Origin of the sequence: Planococcus salinus (assembly GCF_003719725.1) — a bacterium.
GTDB classification, from domain to species: domain Bacteria; phylum Bacillota; class Bacilli; order Bacillales_A; family Planococcaceae; genus Planococcus; species Planococcus salinus.
The window spans coordinates 19840-34143 of the sequence record NZ_RIAX01000009.1 but is presented as its reverse complement, the minus strand read 5'-3'; the positions used below and the strand labels follow the sequence as shown (position 1 = coordinate 34143).

General features: G+C 44.2%; 18 protein-coding genes and 1 pseudogene. 11 read left to right on the top strand and 8 right to left on the bottom strand.

Going from position 1 to position 14304, the window contains the following annotated elements; genetic code table 11:
• Positions 1-39: 39 nt before the first annotated feature.
• On the bottom strand, positions 40-558 hold the full coding sequence (locus EEX84_RS12050; protein WP_123165903.1) for a TetR/AcrR family transcriptional regulator: 519 nt from the start codon (positions 556-558) through the stop codon (positions 40-42).
• 243 nt (positions 559-801) lie between these two features.
• On the opposite strand from EEX84_RS12050, the gene EEX84_RS12045 reads away from it, so the two are divergent.
• From EEX84_RS12045 to EEX84_RS12010, 7 genes and pseudogenes are all read left to right on the top strand, one after another.
• Complete coding sequence (locus EEX84_RS12045) at positions 802-1476, top strand: metallophosphoesterase (protein ID WP_123165902.1); 675 nt, start codon at positions 802-804, stop codon at positions 1474-1476.
• A 233-nt stretch (positions 1477-1709) separates the two neighbouring features.
• Positions 1710-2219 (top strand): YfiT family bacillithiol transferase, encoded by a 510-nt coding sequence (locus tag EEX84_RS12035; protein WP_123165900.1) that lies wholly within the window; start codon positions 1710-1712, stop codon positions 2217-2219.
• 312 nt (positions 2220-2531) lie between these two features.
• Entirely contained in the window at positions 2532-3341 is an 810-nt protein-coding gene (locus EEX84_RS12030; RefSeq protein WP_123165899.1) for a tryptophan-rich sensory protein, read from the top strand.
• 170 nt (positions 3342-3511) lie between these two features.
• A pseudogene (locus EEX84_RS12025) lies at positions 3512-4723 on the top strand (aminotransferase family protein); the annotation flags it as partial.
• Between the two features lie 176 nt (positions 4724-4899).
• Positions 4900-5376, top strand: coding sequence for a DinB family protein (locus EEX84_RS12020; RefSeq protein ID WP_158599117.1), 477 nt, complete (start codon positions 4900-4902; stop codon positions 5374-5376).
• Between the two features lie 604 nt (positions 5377-5980).
• Positions 5981-6259 (top strand): toxin-antitoxin system YwqK family antitoxin, encoded by a 279-nt coding sequence (locus EEX84_RS12015; protein WP_123165896.1) that lies wholly within the window; start codon positions 5981-5983, stop codon positions 6257-6259.
• Positions 6260-6880: 621 nt separating this feature from the next.
• Positions 6881-7357, top strand: a complete 477-nt coding sequence (locus EEX84_RS12010; protein ID WP_158599116.1) for a cupin domain-containing protein — start codon at positions 6881-6883, stop codon at positions 7355-7357.
• Between the two features lie 250 nt (positions 7358-7607).
• Here EEX84_RS12010 and EEX84_RS12005 read toward each other — a convergent pair whose 3' ends face one another.
• The 3 genes from EEX84_RS12005 to EEX84_RS11995 all read right to left on the bottom strand — a co-directional run bounded on the left by EEX84_RS12005 (position 7608) and on the right by EEX84_RS11995 (position 9599).
• Complete coding sequence (locus EEX84_RS12005) at positions 7608-8417, bottom strand: CPBP family intramembrane glutamic endopeptidase (RefSeq protein WP_158599115.1); 810 nt, start codon at positions 8415-8417, stop codon at positions 7608-7610.
• A gap of 269 nt (positions 8418-8686) precedes the next feature.
• Positions 8687-8884, bottom strand: a complete 198-nt coding sequence (locus EEX84_RS12000; protein WP_123165893.1) for a hypothetical protein — start codon at positions 8882-8884, stop codon at positions 8687-8689.
• A gap of 235 nt (positions 8885-9119) precedes the next feature.
• Positions 9120-9599, bottom strand: a complete 480-nt coding sequence (locus tag EEX84_RS11995) for an AbrB family transcriptional regulator (RefSeq protein WP_240033978.1) — start codon at positions 9597-9599, stop codon at positions 9120-9122.
• Positions 9600-9694: 95 nt separating this feature from the next.
• Here EEX84_RS11995 and EEX84_RS11990 point away from each other — a divergent pair, with 95 nt between their 5' ends.
• Both EEX84_RS11990 and EEX84_RS11985 read left to right on the top strand, forming a co-directional pair.
• A complete protein-coding gene (locus EEX84_RS11990; protein ID WP_123166004.1) occupies positions 9695-10426 on the top strand; it encodes a glucose 1-dehydrogenase in 732 nt (243 codons plus the stop codon).
• Positions 10427-10611: 185 nt separating this feature from the next.
• On the top strand, positions 10612-10935 hold the full coding sequence (locus EEX84_RS11985) for a hypothetical protein (protein WP_123165891.1): 324 nt from the start codon (positions 10612-10614) through the stop codon (positions 10933-10935).
• A 147-nt stretch (positions 10936-11082) separates the two neighbouring features.
• Here the strand turns inward: EEX84_RS11985 and EEX84_RS16625 are convergent, their stop codons facing one another.
• Positions 11083-11319 (bottom strand): TRM11 family SAM-dependent methyltransferase, encoded by a 237-nt coding sequence (locus EEX84_RS16625; RefSeq protein ID WP_192892969.1) that lies wholly within the window; start codon positions 11317-11319, stop codon positions 11083-11085.
• Positions 11320-11361: 42 nt separating this feature from the next.
• On the opposite strand from EEX84_RS16625, the gene EEX84_RS16620 reads away from it, so the two are divergent.
• Positions 11362-11568 carry a hypothetical protein gene (locus EEX84_RS16620; RefSeq protein ID WP_192892968.1) on the top strand — a complete coding sequence of 69 codons (207 nt, stop codon included), beginning with the start codon at positions 11362-11364 and terminating at the stop codon, positions 11566-11568.
• Here the strand turns inward: EEX84_RS16620 and EEX84_RS16615 are convergent.
• The 3 genes from EEX84_RS16615 to arr all read right to left on the bottom strand — a co-directional run bounded on the left by EEX84_RS16615 (position 11565) and on the right by arr (position 13347).
• The gene (locus EEX84_RS16615; protein ID WP_192892967.1) at positions 11565-11741 is read right to left on the bottom strand and encodes a hypothetical protein; all 177 of its coding nucleotides are present in this window, start codon (positions 11739-11741) and stop codon (positions 11565-11567) included. The genes EEX84_RS16620 and EEX84_RS16615 overlap by 4 nt on opposite strands.
• Positions 11742-12002: 261 nt before the next feature.
• Positions 12003-12584 (bottom strand): hypothetical protein, encoded by a 582-nt coding sequence (locus tag EEX84_RS11975; protein ID WP_123165890.1) that lies wholly within the window; start codon positions 12582-12584, stop codon positions 12003-12005.
• A gap of 346 nt (positions 12585-12930) precedes the next feature.
• Positions 12931-13347 carry an NAD(+)--rifampin ADP-ribosyltransferase gene (arr, locus tag EEX84_RS11970; protein ID WP_123165889.1) on the bottom strand — a complete coding sequence of 139 codons (417 nt, stop codon included), beginning with the start codon at positions 13345-13347 and terminating at the stop codon, positions 12931-12933.
• Between the two features lie 253 nt (positions 13348-13600).
• Here arr and EEX84_RS11965 point away from each other — a divergent pair, with 253 nt between their 5' ends.
• Positions 13601-14281, top strand: a complete 681-nt coding sequence (locus EEX84_RS11965; protein WP_123165888.1) for a protein kinase family protein — start codon at positions 13601-13603, stop codon at positions 14279-14281.
• Positions 14282-14304 lie beyond the last annotated feature (23 nt).

Below are 14304 nucleotides of genomic sequence, written 5' to 3'. Positions count from 1 at the left end.
CACTCTATTTTTAGCCAAAAAAGTAAGCGAACCACTTACTTATACATGCTTCACCATCGACACCAAGGCATTTTCGACGTCATCCATCGCTGTCGTTTCAGCCAAAGAAGTGGACCCTTCAAACAGGAGGGATAACTGAACCGCTTGGGTGGGCGTAAGTCCGTTCGCCTGGAAAAACTTTTTCTGGTTTTCTTTATGGACAGTGACTTTCTGGACAATCGGGTGATCCGGCTCACTCGTGAATTCTTCTTTTGCACGCAAAAACAAGCAGCCATTGGAGGAATTGTCTTTTAACCAACGCAAATGGCCGGATGCAAGACGTAAGGCGACGGAACCCGTTGATTCTTGTGTGGCTTGCTCCAGATAAGCAAAATAAGCTTGTTCTCTTCTGGTTAAAATACTTAAAATCAATTCATCTTTCGAATTAAAATGATTATACAAGGTCATAAGGGCGACGCCTGCTTCCTGAACAATCGCTTTCAAGCCAATGGCATGAAAGCCGTGGCGGTAAAAGAGCCGCTCTGCAGCAATAAGTAAATCCTCTTTTTTCGTGCTCATTGTTCAATACCCCCATTTTTATAGATATAACGGTCATTCTACAATTTATCATGCAATAACGGTTGATACAACCGGGGAACCGAAATTTAATCCGGGGGGCATTTTTATCAGGCAAAAAGGAATACAAGGATTAACAGTAGCAATAAGTGAAAGAAGTCGGTTTACAAGAGAACAGATTTCTTTTAAATAAAGCTGGACGGTTATGAGCAGTTTCGGAAGAATCTGAGCAGAGGGGTGCACACGATGAAAAGAACATTGGCCATCAGTGATATTCACGGAGAACTTGGGCTTTTTGAGGAGCTTCTGGAAAAAGCGGAATATGACACCGCCAAAGACCAGCTGATTTTACTGGGGGATTATGTGGATCGCGGTCCGAATTCAAAAGGGGTTTTGGAGCGGGTCGTCGAATTGAAAAAGCGGGGAGCTATTGTATTGAGGGGCAACCACGACCAGATGATGCTGGACGCCGCAAATGAGGAACCCGGCGCGAAGAGGAACTGGGCAAGAAACGGGGCGCTCTCGACGCTGAAGAGCTACGATTCATCTATAAAAGACATGACGTTTCCGTCGGCAGCTGTCTTTTGGGAACACGTCGATTTCATTAACGAAATGGGCTATTACCATGAGACGGATGATACTATTTTTGTGCATGCGGGCGTTCAGCCGGGCGTGCCGGTTCAAGAGACAGACCCGTCTGTATTGATATGGATCCGCGAGGAATTTCATACAGCCTATTCGGGCGAGAAAACGGTTGTCTTTGGCCATACACCGGCGTTCCTGCTAGGAGGGGCAAGCGATGACAATGTCTATTTTGGTGACAACGGAATCATCGGGATAGACGGAGGTGCGGCTTACGGCCGACAGCTGAATTGTCTGGAGTTGCCAGGCAGGAAAATCTATTGTGCGAAGAAACGTTAAGGCCAGGGCTACGCATCGCACCCACTGAAGAATGTCTTCGGAATTTTCTTCTTTGGATCTGATTTTGGGTACAGGTGCATTCATTTCTATGGAACAGGGCGAAACCGGTGACGACAATGATTCGGGGTTTCCGAAGGCTGCACAAGGTGCCGGTTTACAAAATCAGACCCCATTGGTATATTTGGCGTTACTAAGATCGCCCACAAATACGGATAAGGAAAGAGGTTGAAAAGATGAATGTGAAATTTCCTATTGGAGAATTGCAGGTTCCCGACAACGTGACAGCTGAACATATCCAGGAGTGGCTCGAAAAAATCGGCAGTTACACGATGCGGCTGCGGGAAGTAGTTGATGGATTGAGTAATGAGCAATTGGCCGAAAAGTACAGGGAAGGCAGCTGGACTGTGCGCCAGCTTGTGCATCATATTGCGGATTCGCAGCTCAATATGTATCAGCGCCTGAAACTGGCTTTGACCGATGACAATCCGACGGTTCCCGCGTTTGATCAGGAAAAATGGACGGAGCTGCCGGACAACGAATTACCGGTGGAAAGTTCAATCCGAATGCTGGAAGGGCTGAACGAACGGATCGTCGCACTTGGGAAAAATTTGACGGACGAGCACTTGGGCCGCGTCTTCACCCACGAAACGAACGGTGAAATCAGCGTCGCGACGAAGCTTGCAAAACTGTGCTGGCACGAAGAGCATCATTTGGAGCACATAAAGATTGCTTTAGGGAATTGAGTTGCATCCCCGGCTGAAAAGCACATCTGACCGATTCTGAATAGACAATTCATATTCCATACCAGGACACACCCGCTGGAGCACAAGCGCGGGTGTGTCTTTTTCGTTTTATCCATCTCTTTGGCAGGGGTTTCACAGGAAAGCAGTTTTGCCGCAAAGCCAATTCGGGAAGAGATAATGAAGGAGAGTTATTTATAACAAGTAAGCGGAGAGCAGCTATCAGCCGGTAAGCGTCTTATGTTGCTCAGCAGAGGAATATTCATTGGAAAAAAAGATTGAAAGAAAAATAGCTAACGAAAGGATGAAATCGTTATGGATGAAAACACGCTGAAGAAAGCAAAGGTGTTCACGATTTTGAACCTGGTTTTTTATTTTTTAACGCTCGGCGTAAACTATCTCGGGTCTTCAGGGTTTTTTAATGGTCAAAGTCAGGGGGACATCTCCGATAAATACACGACGCTCATCTCTCCGGCACCTTTCACGTTTTCGATTTGGGGCGTCATTTACAGTTTGCTGCTGATTACGCTGATTTATCTATTTGTAAAAAGGAAAAACCGGAACATCAGCAGGCTGGTGCTGTTGATTTCACCTTTGTTCATCGTGAGTTCTCTCTGCAATATGGGGTGGATTGTTGCTTTTTCGTATGAACGGTTGGGCATCTCAACGCTGCTGATTTTTGGCATGCTGTTCTCCCTGCTCATCATCGTGGAACGGATCTACAAAAATCGCTTTGAGTTTCCTTCCACTTTGGCAGGACTCAGTTTCACCTTCTATGGTTCCTGGGTGTTCATCGCAACCATCGTCAATATCTCGTTGTTTTTAGTGCAGCTGGAATGGAATGGATTCGGCATTTCCGATTCTGTCTGGACGATGATCGTATTGGGGCTGGCCATCGCATTTGTCCTCTTTTACTTGTCGCGGTACAAAAACGCCGCCTTTCCGATTCCGTTGGCATGGGCTTTCTTTGGAATCTACAGTTCGTATACGAGCGGACGGCTCAATCCGTCCATGGACACGGCCATTCAAGGCGTTCTGTTGGCGGGCATCGGAATCTTCCTTGTCGCGGTAGTATGGCGGTTTATCAAAAACGGAAACGCTCTTTTCCTGAGACATACGGGGTAAGGGACGGTTTGAATAAGCGAGTGATGTCCAATTCGATTATGGAGAACGGGAGGAGATCGAGTGGCGGGTTACAGCAGCAATGTATTTCACCGGAATCTTATGACTGATTATCCAATGGCTCAAACTGCGGAAGGAATTTACATTTACGACGAAAACGGGAAAAGTATCTTGACGGAAGCTCCGGTGCATTGGTATCGAATGTCGGACATGGCAATAAAGAAGTGATCTCCGGAATTCTGGATCAAGTTAAAGAGTTGTCATTTGCCCATACCAGTCAATTTCGGAATCGGCCGCAGGAGGAATACGCTTCGTTGATTTCAGAAATTACACCACCTGCTCTTGATTATGTATATTTTCTGTCCGGAGGTTCAGAGGCAAACGAAACGGCTATCAAGATGGCCCGGCAATATTTTATAGAAAAAGGGAAGCCTTCAAAGTACAAAGTAATTGGCCGCTGGTCCAGCTACCACGGGAACACATTGGGAACATTAAGTGCCGGTGGCCATGTTAAGCGCAGAATGGCTTATACACCGCTGCTTATTGATTTTCCTCATATCGATTCGCCTGACTGGTACAGAAATCCAGACGCCGACCCGATCTACTATGCTGATTTACTGGAAGCAGAAATAAAACGACAGGGGGAAGAACAGGTAGCCGCTTTTATGTTGGAGCCGGTAACCGGCACGTCCAATGCAGCTTCTTGCAGCCCCTCCGTTTATTATCAAAGAATACGGGAGATCTGTGATCAATACGATGTGCTGTTGATCTGTGACGAAGTGATGAGTGGCTTTGGTCGAACCGGTAAATATTTTGCTTCCGAACATTTCGGTTTTATTCCGGATTTGATTACAGGCGGAAAAGGAATAAGTGGGGGATATGCACCTCTTGCTGCCGTGATCGTAAAAGATTCTATTTTTAAAACCTTTTTCGAAGGCAGTGGCCAATTTTCACATGGGCATACGTATATCGGAAATCCAGTAAGTATGCAGGCAGGTTTGATGGTTTTAAAATATTTGAGGAAGTATGATGTTGTGGAACATGTTTCTGAAATCGGAAAGTACTTACTCTCAGAACTCCAAAATGTGAAGACCACATCAGACATTATTGGGGACGTACGCGGCCTCGGCTTGATGATAGGCGTGGAATTCGTAGCCGATCAAGAAAATAAGACGCCGTTTCCACCTGAAGCGAAACTGGCGGAAAAGGTTAAAAAGGTGTGTTTTGAAAATGGATTGATTGTCTATCCTGGTTCAGGCCATATAAACGGAGATCAGGGGGATACGGTCCTGATTGCGCCACCGTTTGTCATCACAAAAGAGGAAGTAGACGAATTGGTTGGGAAATTTGCTGAATCTGTTAATGAAATTTCGAGGGATCTGTAGCGTAACCCTTAGTAGAAGATTGGACGTGCTGCGGGAATATCCCACAACCGTTTTCTGACGTTTCGGACGTGAACTTCTTTAAATGTATTCACCAGATTGAATTTAAAAATAAGAGGATGTTTTCAAATTACGCAGAACAGGTAAATAAGAGAAATTCACGATTCGGGAGGGATTTTATGAACGAGAAGTTTTTTTGGAATGGTCTGCACGGTGAAGGAGCGCACGTGGATACGGCGACGGTTTTTGATGGATTGGACTGGCAGCAGGCGGGACAGAAAGCGGGAAATTTCCCGCATTCGGTTTGGGAATTATTGTTTCATATGAATTATTGGCAGAATTTCATGCTGGATTTTCTCAAGGGGGAAGTGCCAAAAAGCGGGGATCCCGACGCTGAATCCTGGCCGGCTGCGGCGGCGCCGGAAACAGAAGATGAATGGGATTCAGCTGTTGCCTATTACCTGAAAGGATTAAAGGAAGCTGAGCAGGAAGCGGGGAAAGAATTATCGGAACAAGTGGTTGCCGGACGGGAAGAGACCCGGGCCGACTGTCTGCAAACCATCGTGCTCCACAATACGTATCATGCCGGGCAAGTGGTCTTTGCCCGAAAAATCATCGGCGCCTGGCCGCCTCAGCGCGGGGGAGAAGCGGAGTGAAAGGAATATGTGCCATTGCTTCAGCATCTGCCATACACAAAATTCAAGGACACCAGCGGATGTTTTTCGCCGTGCGAAAAACTCCAATCCCTTAAAAGAAGGCTTCGCGGATGCGGAGCCTTTTTCATTTCAAGGGATCTTGGCCGGTATTTAATGCCCAGTGGCCAGTATTTTTTCTGTAAGAGACAGTATTTCATTCATATTGGCCAGTATTTCGTCTGCAAGAGACAGTATATCCATAAAAATGGGAATTTTCTCTTTTCCGCGATTCCTATTACCGCAGTTCGGATAAAACGCAGGAAACTCTCTTCCTAACATTTGATCAAGAGGTGTTTAAGAGTCTGAACTATGGAAAAAGCGAAATATCAGTCTTTATTATTCCGTAAAAGGATTGGAAAATAGCAAGGCAGTCAGAAGTTTTCTGCTGGATAAGACCACGCGATTACGTTTAGATGAAAAACAAAATGCTGCACCCGTTATGAGATTTTTTTTATGGAGCAAAAAACGATGGTGCTTATTCCCATTTTCAGAGCCATTTATACTATAATAAAGTGATAAATGTGAACGGTAAACTACTCATCCTGAATGAGTCTGGAGGTAAATCATGGAGAATGAAAAATGTGACTTGGTACACGAAAACGGTGTTAAGGAAAAGAACCTTGAAGTGATTGACGGCTATACGATAAAGTATCATGCCAATGGAAAAACGATCTGGTCAAAAGGAAAAATGGTTGATGATAAGCCGGAGGGTTATTGGGAATGGTATCGTGCTGATGGGACATTAAAGCGGTCGGGTTATTTTGAAAAAGGTGAGCCTGTGGGTGAATGGATCACTTATGACAGCAAAGGTGAAAAATACAAAACCACTGATCGAGGTAAATAATTCCCCTGTGCTCAATCGGTCATTTCTACTTAACCACGCGGTTGAAACGCACAAGGATTTGTGGTGTAAAAGGTAGGAAACAATCATCTTCAGTGGGTGGAATGAAAAATAATTTATCGGTCATATAATTATTAAAATTTATATATCGATGATATTATAATAAGTGATTCACGCGAAAAAAGATTTATACATATAAAAGAAGTGCCGGCTTTCGTCCATCCCTGATTTTTGAACAGAAAGGGGATTCAAACCCCTCAATTGCACTAAAGCCGCCGTTTCAAGCTGCTGCTTCTTCTATATTGTGATGCCCGCAGCTTCTTTGGTTTCGGGCTTACAAACATTTAGCAGACGGAGTTTTCCTGGCACTTGGTTGAAGATGAAAGACCGTTGCATTTTCAGCGCCACGAAAAGGAGATGAGCGTAAATTTCTTTGTTGCAGGGCGCTCTTTAGCCTGGTATTGAAAAATTTTGGCGACTGCCCAGAAATACGCTATCGAATTTCCGGGAGGACGTATGCCAAAGCCACTATGCTCGCAGCACCCCATTACTGATATGATGCAGAAATGCCGTATGCTTTATTCAATCCCAAAAAATCGGGAGGTAATGAAAGTGGTACAGCGAATGAATAACGCATTTTCGGTTGCGCATGGAGAAGGCGACGCCTATTGGTTCAGAGTCACCTTACTGGAAGTGAAAGCGACCGGCGAAGACACGAATGGTGCATTCAGTCTGATCGAAGAACTGCACCCGCCGGGATGTGAATCGCCTTTACATGTGCGAAACAATGAAGAACTCACGTATTATGTTCTGGAAGGCGAAATGACATTTACCATCGGCGAAAAAACAATCAAAGGAGTACCGGGAACTTGTATTTATGTGCCGCGTCACATCAAGCACAAATACCAAGTTGGAGGGGATTCGCCTGCAAAAGTGCTGAGCATGTTTACGCCTGCCGGAGGAGAACAGTTTTTCATTGAACGAAGTTTACCAGCCGAGGAATATAAATTACCGCCGGAATCTGTTGAGGTTGATGGCGAATTTGATATGGACAAACTTACTGCAACTGCACAGAAATACGGAATTGAAATACTGGGGTGAAACAAGGTAAGGCGGCCATTCTGCACGACACCCTGAGGGATTGGACGAGGCGGCTCAAGAAGAAACTTCAACCAGGGGAAGTTTCTTCTTCTCCTACTGAAGAAATACAGAACAATGGAGCAGAGTAGGCAACAAGAAAGCAAAAAGGGCCATATCGGTCCTTTTTGCTTTTTTAGGGACAACTCGGGATACTGATCATCCGTGTTGTATAATCAGGGACAGATTATCATTTCGTGCAAACCTTGGAAAATCATTTCCAAAAGACGCGAAGTTCTTCTATCTTGTTCTCCGGGTCCCTGGCCAGCCGCAAGATGATGAACAACAGCAGCGCCAAACTAATGATCAGCACAATCAGGTTCGGAATGCTTTTCGTATACAGGTCATTGATATTCATTACCCTCAGCCATTGCGGAAAAGATGGATTGACGAAACTTTGATAGACGGCGACAGTGTTGTTGGCGATGTGCAGTAAAATCGGCACAAGCAGATTGCCGGTCTTCACATACAGCAGCGACGCCACCACTGCGAACAGAAAAGCACCGAAAAAGTTGATGTGGAATATGCCGAAGATCAGACTCGTCAAGCCGAGCCCATTCCAGAAGCCGAACGTCGCGATCAGCCGATTCAAAACCAGCCCGCGAAACACGAATTCTTCCGCGATTGGTGCAATGACCGCTATTACGAAGCCGGTTGCGATCAAATACCATACTGCATCGGGGAGTGGCTGCGGCGTGAGTGCAACATCGATGGCAGTGGGAGCAATGGGGATGAGCGCCCGCATCAGCAGCCAATAGATGCTCATGGAAAACGCCACCACCAGCACTGTAAGTCCGAAGACCGGCAATAACCAGCGCGCAGTTCCATGGAAGAAGACGACCTGGCGCAGTTTCACGTTGCGTTTTTTAAAGTGGTGGCCGAGAAGCCACGCCGGCAGGACGATGTAGAAAACCAACTGCATCAAGACACCGGTGAGGAGCACGTTTTCCGTGGCCTGCAGCACGATGAATATCGCCACGATGGACGCACTCAACATCCAGCCAAATACAAACCGGGATCTCATTTCCTCAAACATCCTCAGCGCCGCCTTTCTTTTTGGACTGCTTCCAGGAAGTAGGGCACGTAAGCTCAGCAATGAAATTATGTTAAATACATGATGAGAGATCTCGATATTAACAATAATTTGATTTTATAATACCATGACTTTTGGTTTTACAGAATATGTGCCGAGCAGTTTGATGTACATCCTTGCACAATCAACAAAACGGCCAGCAAATTAGGGGGCAATTTGCTGGCCGTTTGTGTTTACGTTTTGCGATAGATAACGAATCCTCAAGGATTTCGGTTATTGTCGCTGTTCGTTAACTTATTGTTTTCGTCTGGCGTACGGGCATTATCTTTTATCGATTGGTTTTTTTGTTCCTGTGTATTGGAATTTTGCTGTTTTGAAGTTTCCGCATCCTTTTCTTCAATCAGCTCGTTCATTTTCTGAATGTTCTTTTCTTGTGCAGATGATTGGTGATCGCTCATATAACCGCCCTTTCATAACAGTTTTTGTTTTAATTTATATTCCCAAAAGGATGCGGAGATAAACGTTGGTTAGTGATTGCTCCGCGCTAGAAAAGAAAAGGCCAAACAATTGGCGGTTTCTTGGTACAATCGAGTTAAGAAAGGTGGTATATAAGATGAAGTCCTATATTATTCGAATTGAATTGCGACAATAATACGAAACCGATGGTCAGTTTCGTATCAGTGGATGGTTTGTTCATGACCTAACCTGCAACGATAAATGGTACGAACCCAACGACCAACAGGAGCCGAATGACTTGAAAATAAGAAATGATGCCGATTTCTTTAGCTTTTCTTCTTCGGCAAAGACAATAATCTGACCTAAACCTCCCGGCATAGCGGCCAGTACAGCAGCTTTCAGCGGAATCTTCGACCATTTTCCTGCCAAAAAGGCAATGCCAATCGAGCCATCGATTAAGATGACGTTCAATGTAATCATATAAAACAAAATAGATTTCATCATGCCGAATAAACTGATATTAAATTGTATACCAATCACCGTACCGACCATGACAACGCCTAAATCGCGCATTTTTCCAGACCATTTGAGCGGTTCTTTATAAATGAATTGGGTTAATATAACGACAACAATTGGACCAAGCATCCATGGGATCGGAATGTGCAGCAGGCTGAAAAGATAACCACCGATTAAAGAAAAAGCCAACACCCGTAACATCGCTTTCAAGCGTAACACCCTTTCTGCAATCTCGAATAAAAACAGCGAGCTGCAGAATAATTAATCATTGCCTAAAAAAGAGGAGGAGTTGGATGATGGGCAGATTGGATGGCAAAGTGGCGATTATAACCGGAGGCGCCAGAGGGATGGGGGCATCGCATGCGAAAAGGTTTTCAGAAGAAGGGGCGAAAGTTATGATCACCGATATTTTGGAAAAAGAAGGTGAAGCGATGGCAACTGAACTGGGAAGAGACGTCAAGTTCATGAAGCATGACGTCACGAAGTCATTGGATTGGGAAAGGGTAGTCGCTGAGACGGAATCAGCATTTGGGCCGGTCAGCGTGTTGGTGAACAATGCAGGGATTGCTTTGCTCAAATCAATAGAAAAAATGACAGAAGCACAATATCGGAGAGTCATAGATATCAACCAAGTCTCGGTCTTTCTAGGGATGAAGTATGTACTTTCGTCAATGAGGAAAACGGAGAATGGTTCTATCATTAACATTTCTTCTATTAGCGGTTTGAAAGGGAACAGTGAGTCGATAGCTTACAGCGCTTCAAAATTTGCCATACGTGGCATGACAAAAAGTGCAGCCATCGAGTTCGGAGCGGAGGGAATCCGTGTGAATTCCGTTCATCCCGGAATTACCGAAACGCCGATGGTCAGGAAAAGCCGAGTCAGTAAGCTGGCTAGGGAAATTCCTTTGCAGCGCACAGCCCAGCCGGTGGAAGTGAGCAACATGGTTGTATACTTGGCTTCAGATGAATCCAGCTATGTCACCGGGGCTGATTTTGTGATTGATGGCGGCTTGACGGGAAAATTATAAACGGGAGAATATAATCGCTAACTGAGTAAAAAAATTTAAGCGATTCTGAAAAAATTCCAGATATTGAGAGTATTGGAGGTTTCGAGAAACAGGTGGAAGTGGCTGTTTCAACTGAGTTCGTTTACCATTGACAGTAGAAGGTAACGACAGGAATCCACGAATCCGAATACGAAAGAGGTTTTCATATGGAAACGGCATTTGAAATTGTCCTTATAGTCTTGCCGATTGTGGCAGTAGGAGCGATTGCATTGTTTGTCATTAACAGACTCAAGCAAAAGCGAGACGCCCTTGGCAAGAAAAAATCAGCGTCTGCCCAAGATTTATTGGATAGTTTAATTCCTGTTGGGATGATTTTCGGAAGCGCTTTGGGTATAATTTTCAGCTTGTTCTTTCCAATCTCATTAGCAATCGGAATTGTCTTTGGCGCGAGTATCGGTTTATTGGGTGGCTATTTTGCTTATGAATTTTACAGCAAGAAAGAGGAAAGCCGCCCGGATAATGAGGGATAAGAAATCCTTGAAAAAGGAGAGAGGCTTCCTTCTATGAAAAAATAAAAAAGCATCTCATCAAAACGATGCTTTCCATCCTATTCTCAATTTCCTGTTATTCATCAAGCGTTATGCGTGTATAAAGATGATAGGGCAGGTCAATGATGGCTACGTCATATTGCTGTTTGATGTCGGCGATTGCCCCGAATCGACTTTTCCCGTCAATCCGAAATATGCGATGTTTTCCCTTGAACCATGAATCACAATCGGGTTAATATCCCGCCTGACAATATCAATCCCCATCGACAATGCCTCGACCAATTTCGTTTGGATTCCGCAGCACGGATCGATTGCTTTGACTCCAGCAGGCTCAGAAACAGCGATATTGGCGACCGCGCGTGCCACTCTTGTGCTCAGCGCTGCGGAATACTCGCGCGGTTTTTGCTGATGCGTAAACTAAACAGCCTCGCTTTGCTGGTATATGCCAAAATACCAGCGTCACTCGAATGGCATAAGTCCGAACGTGACATCGGGGTTGTGGACAACCGCTTCCCCGGTAATGGCAGCACCGATCAACCGTTCAATTTCGCTTTTTCCCCGAAATCCACGTTATCAGACACAGCCAGCCCGTTGATTTTCGGGAAAATCATTTAAAATGCGGCCATTTCCATATACACCTCAGCCGACTGCTTCAAAATATCCGGCAGTGCCGTGGCTTCAAACAGCCCCTCAATCCGCTCTTTGATAAACGGGCTTCTGCTCGGATCAATGCCGCATGAGCTTTTGATGATTTTCGTTTCTGTATCTTTGCCAAAAAAAGAACGCATTTCCAACTGTTATAATTCTTTCTCGTCTTCAGTAGATGCATAAGTATGAATAAATTCACCTGTCGGCTTTAATCGTTTCTATTCAATCCGCCCTTTTTGTACGCCTTGTCTGCGCTGCCTTTAGTTAAGTATACCAATAACAGCAGAAGAACATGTCTCTGGAAATAAAATCGGTTCGTGGACTTTTTGAAAACCTGATGGAACGCACAAAAAAGAACAGGTCCCTTGCATCTAGCAGGGAGCCTGTTCCTTTTTTACTGATTAATGGCGTTTATGCTTTTTGCCATGGTCATCATCATCGTCATGGCCATGTAACTTCTTGTTTTTTTGGTAGAAATGCTTTTGCCAGTAATAGTGTTTTTTGCCGTTTTTGTAGTAAGCATGTTTATGAAGGTAGAAATTTTTATAGAATTTGTATTCATTCTTGCCGTCATTGTATTTGCCATTGTCGTTGTGGCGTTTGTCTTCTTTTTTGCCGTCATGGTTTTTGCCATTGTCGTTATGGCGTTTGTCGTCTTTTTTGTCGTTATGGTTTTTGCCGTTGTCGTTGTGGCGTTTATTGTCTTTTTTATCGTTATGGTTTTTGCCATTGTCGTTATGGCGTTTGTCGTCTTTTTTGTTGTTATGGGATTTGCCGTTGTCGTCTTTTTTGTTGTTATGGGATTTGCCGTTGTCGTCTTTTTTGTTGTTATGAGATTTACCGTTGTCGTTGTTGTTATTACCTTTTTTATCTTTCTCCTCGTACTTGTGGCCATCATTGTGATCACCATCTGCAAAAGCTGCAGTAGAACTAATACCAAATATCAGAAAAACCGCCATCACAATCGTAAAAAATTTTTTCATTCTTCTTCTCTCCATTTCATAGTTAGAATGTGTTCATCCTCTAAGCAGAAGGGGCATAGAGCTGGGAACTTTCCTAATGATGGACTTTGAGAGAATAAGACCTCCTTTAATCGGGTATTAAAAATAGAAATGAATATTTCTGTAAATACCCTGGAAATGATAAATTTTTATTATGTGCACGCTCATTCTATAACAATAATCAAAAATATACAATGGTATTTTGAAAATTTAAATAATTTATTTTTGCGCTCTCTTAAAGTCATTCGAGTGACCTTTTACTGGCACGTATTTTTCTGACAAAAGAGGGAGAGGCCAAAAATCTGACCGGCCATCAAGCTATTAGAAATCAATCAATGATAATTGCCTTTCCTTGATCGCGCAGTGCCTTTAGGGAAGTAAGCATATGATCGATTTCGTCATTGGAATGCCTTTCCCACGAACCTAATTCAGCGATGATCTTCAAAGGAGATTTGGATCTGTAAGAACGGGTGGGGTTTCCGGGAAATCGTTTATCAGTCAAGTTCGGATCATTTTCAAAATCACCCGTCGGTTCTACAATATAAATTCTTTCCGGTGAGTTGGATGCCGCTAATTCAGCGCCCCATTTAGCAGCGTCCAATGTGGCTGTGAAGTAGATATAATTAGATTTTTTATCCTGGTAATTGGATAGATGCTGTGGTGCTAAGAGATCTCCGATCATTAATGCCGCTTTTGTTCCGTGAAAGAAAGGACCGTGATCCAAGACGTCTTTTTGTTCAGCCATATTAATCTGCCTCCTTCGTATTGTATAAAACAGTATAGGGCAGGAATTGCGGGAAGTGTAGTCTGTAAATAATATTTTGTTAGCGGTATAATAGAAGTAGAAAGAATGAAAAGTATTTTATTGTGCAAGCGAATTTGAGAATGACATGTTTTGGAGATTTACTGAACGCTGCCTACCCGCTCTGATCAGGAAAGGGCGGCTTTTTCCATATATGCAGATTTCAAGTCATTGATAAATGTAGAGGAGAGATGGCATGGAGCGACGTAACTGGCAAGCTGCGGCGAGTTCACTTGCAGACATCAAAGTGACAGCGAGCGCTGACAATGAACCTGTCAGCGTATTTGGCGCTGTGGATGGGTTTCGCTGCATAGGAGTCGGGACGGATGCGGCAGTGTTTCAATCTTCCCTGATTCCGGAATATGCCTTTAAAGTTTACGCGGAAGGAAAAAAAGACAAGCTTGAGTCCGAAGCGGAAGTCTATGGACAAATCGGTTCATCTCCTTACTTCTCCAGTTGTTACGGCAAGGATGACCGTTTGCTCATTCTGAAATATGAAGAAGGGCCTACTTTGTTTGATTGTCTTCTGCAGGGAATTTACGTTCCAAAACAGGCGATTCAGGACGTGGAAGATGCCAGGGACTATATCCGGCAAATTGGTTTGAATCCGCGGGATATTCATTTGAAGAATATTTTATTGCAGCATGGACGTGCCAAACTGCTCGATGTTTCTGAATATAATAAGTCCGGCAATGATTTTCGCTGGGAGCACCTGAAAAAAGCTTATGAAGAGTATTATTCGCTCATCGATGGCAAACCGGTACCGTTCTGGCTGCTCGACACCATCAGGAAATGGTATCATCACTGGCACCGTTATTCTTCTACGTTTGATGAATTCATGCGCATTGTTTTTAGCCAGATGAATTACAGAAAGTGAAGAGAAAACCGAATGCAGAACTA

Bases quoted from the DNA above. Each gene is read 5' to 3' on its own strand.
- EEX84_RS11990 (WP_123166004.1), top strand. From the start codon at position 9,695: ATGGGCAGATTGGATGGCAAAGTGGCGATTATAACCGGAGGCGCCAGA.
- EEX84_RS12045 (WP_123165902.1), top strand. From the start codon at position 802: ATGAAAAGAACATTGGCCATCAGTGATATTCACGGAGAACTTGGGCTT.
- EEX84_RS12030 (WP_123165899.1), top strand. From the start codon at position 2,532: ATGGATGAAAACACGCTGAAGAAAGCAAAGGTGTTCACGATTTTGAAC.
- EEX84_RS11985 (WP_123165891.1), top strand. From the start codon at position 10,612: ATGGAAACGGCATTTGAAATTGTCCTTATAGTCTTGCCGATTGTGGCA.
- EEX84_RS16620 (WP_192892968.1), top strand. From the start codon at position 11,362: ATGCGTAAACTAAACAGCCTCGCTTTGCTGGTATATGCCAAAATACCA.
- EEX84_RS12010 (WP_158599116.1), top strand. From the start codon at position 6,881: ATGAATAACGCATTTTCGGTTGCGCATGGAGAAGGCGACGCCTATTGG.
- EEX84_RS12050 (WP_123165903.1), bottom strand. From the start codon at position 558: ATGAGCACGAAAAAAGAGGATTTACTTATTGCTGCAGAGCGGCTCTTT.
- EEX84_RS12005 (WP_158599115.1), bottom strand. From the start codon at position 8,417: ATGAGATCCCGGTTTGTATTTGGCTGGATGTTGAGTGCGTCCATCGTG.
- EEX84_RS12000 (WP_123165893.1), bottom strand. From the start codon at position 8,884: ATGAGCGATCACCAATCATCTGCACAAGAAAAGAACATTCAGAAAATG.
- EEX84_RS11995 (WP_240033978.1), bottom strand. From the start codon at position 9,599: ATGTTACGGGTGTTGGCTTTTTCTTTAATCGGTGGTTATCTTTTCAGC.
- EEX84_RS16615 (WP_192892967.1), bottom strand. From the start codon at position 11,741: ATGCGTTCTTTTTTTGGCAAAGATACAGAAACGAAAATCATCAAAAGC.
- arr (WP_123165889.1), bottom strand. From the start codon at position 13,347: ATGGCTGAACAAAAAGACGTCTTGGATCACGGTCCTTTCTTTCACGGA.
- EEX84_RS11975 (WP_123165890.1), bottom strand. From the start codon at position 12,584: ATGAAAAAATTTTTTACGATTGTGATGGCGGTTTTTCTGATATTTGGT.
- EEX84_RS12035 (WP_123165900.1), top strand. From the start codon at position 1,710: ATGAATGTGAAATTTCCTATTGGAGAATTGCAGGTTCCCGACAACGTG.
- EEX84_RS12015 (WP_123165896.1), top strand. From the start codon at position 5,981: ATGGAGAATGAAAAATGTGACTTGGTACACGAAAACGGTGTTAAGGAA.
- EEX84_RS11965 (WP_123165888.1), top strand. From the start codon at position 13,601: ATGGAGCGACGTAACTGGCAAGCTGCGGCGAGTTCACTTGCAGACATC.
- EEX84_RS12020 (WP_158599117.1), top strand. From the start codon at position 4,900: ATGAACGAGAAGTTTTTTTGGAATGGTCTGCACGGTGAAGGAGCGCAC.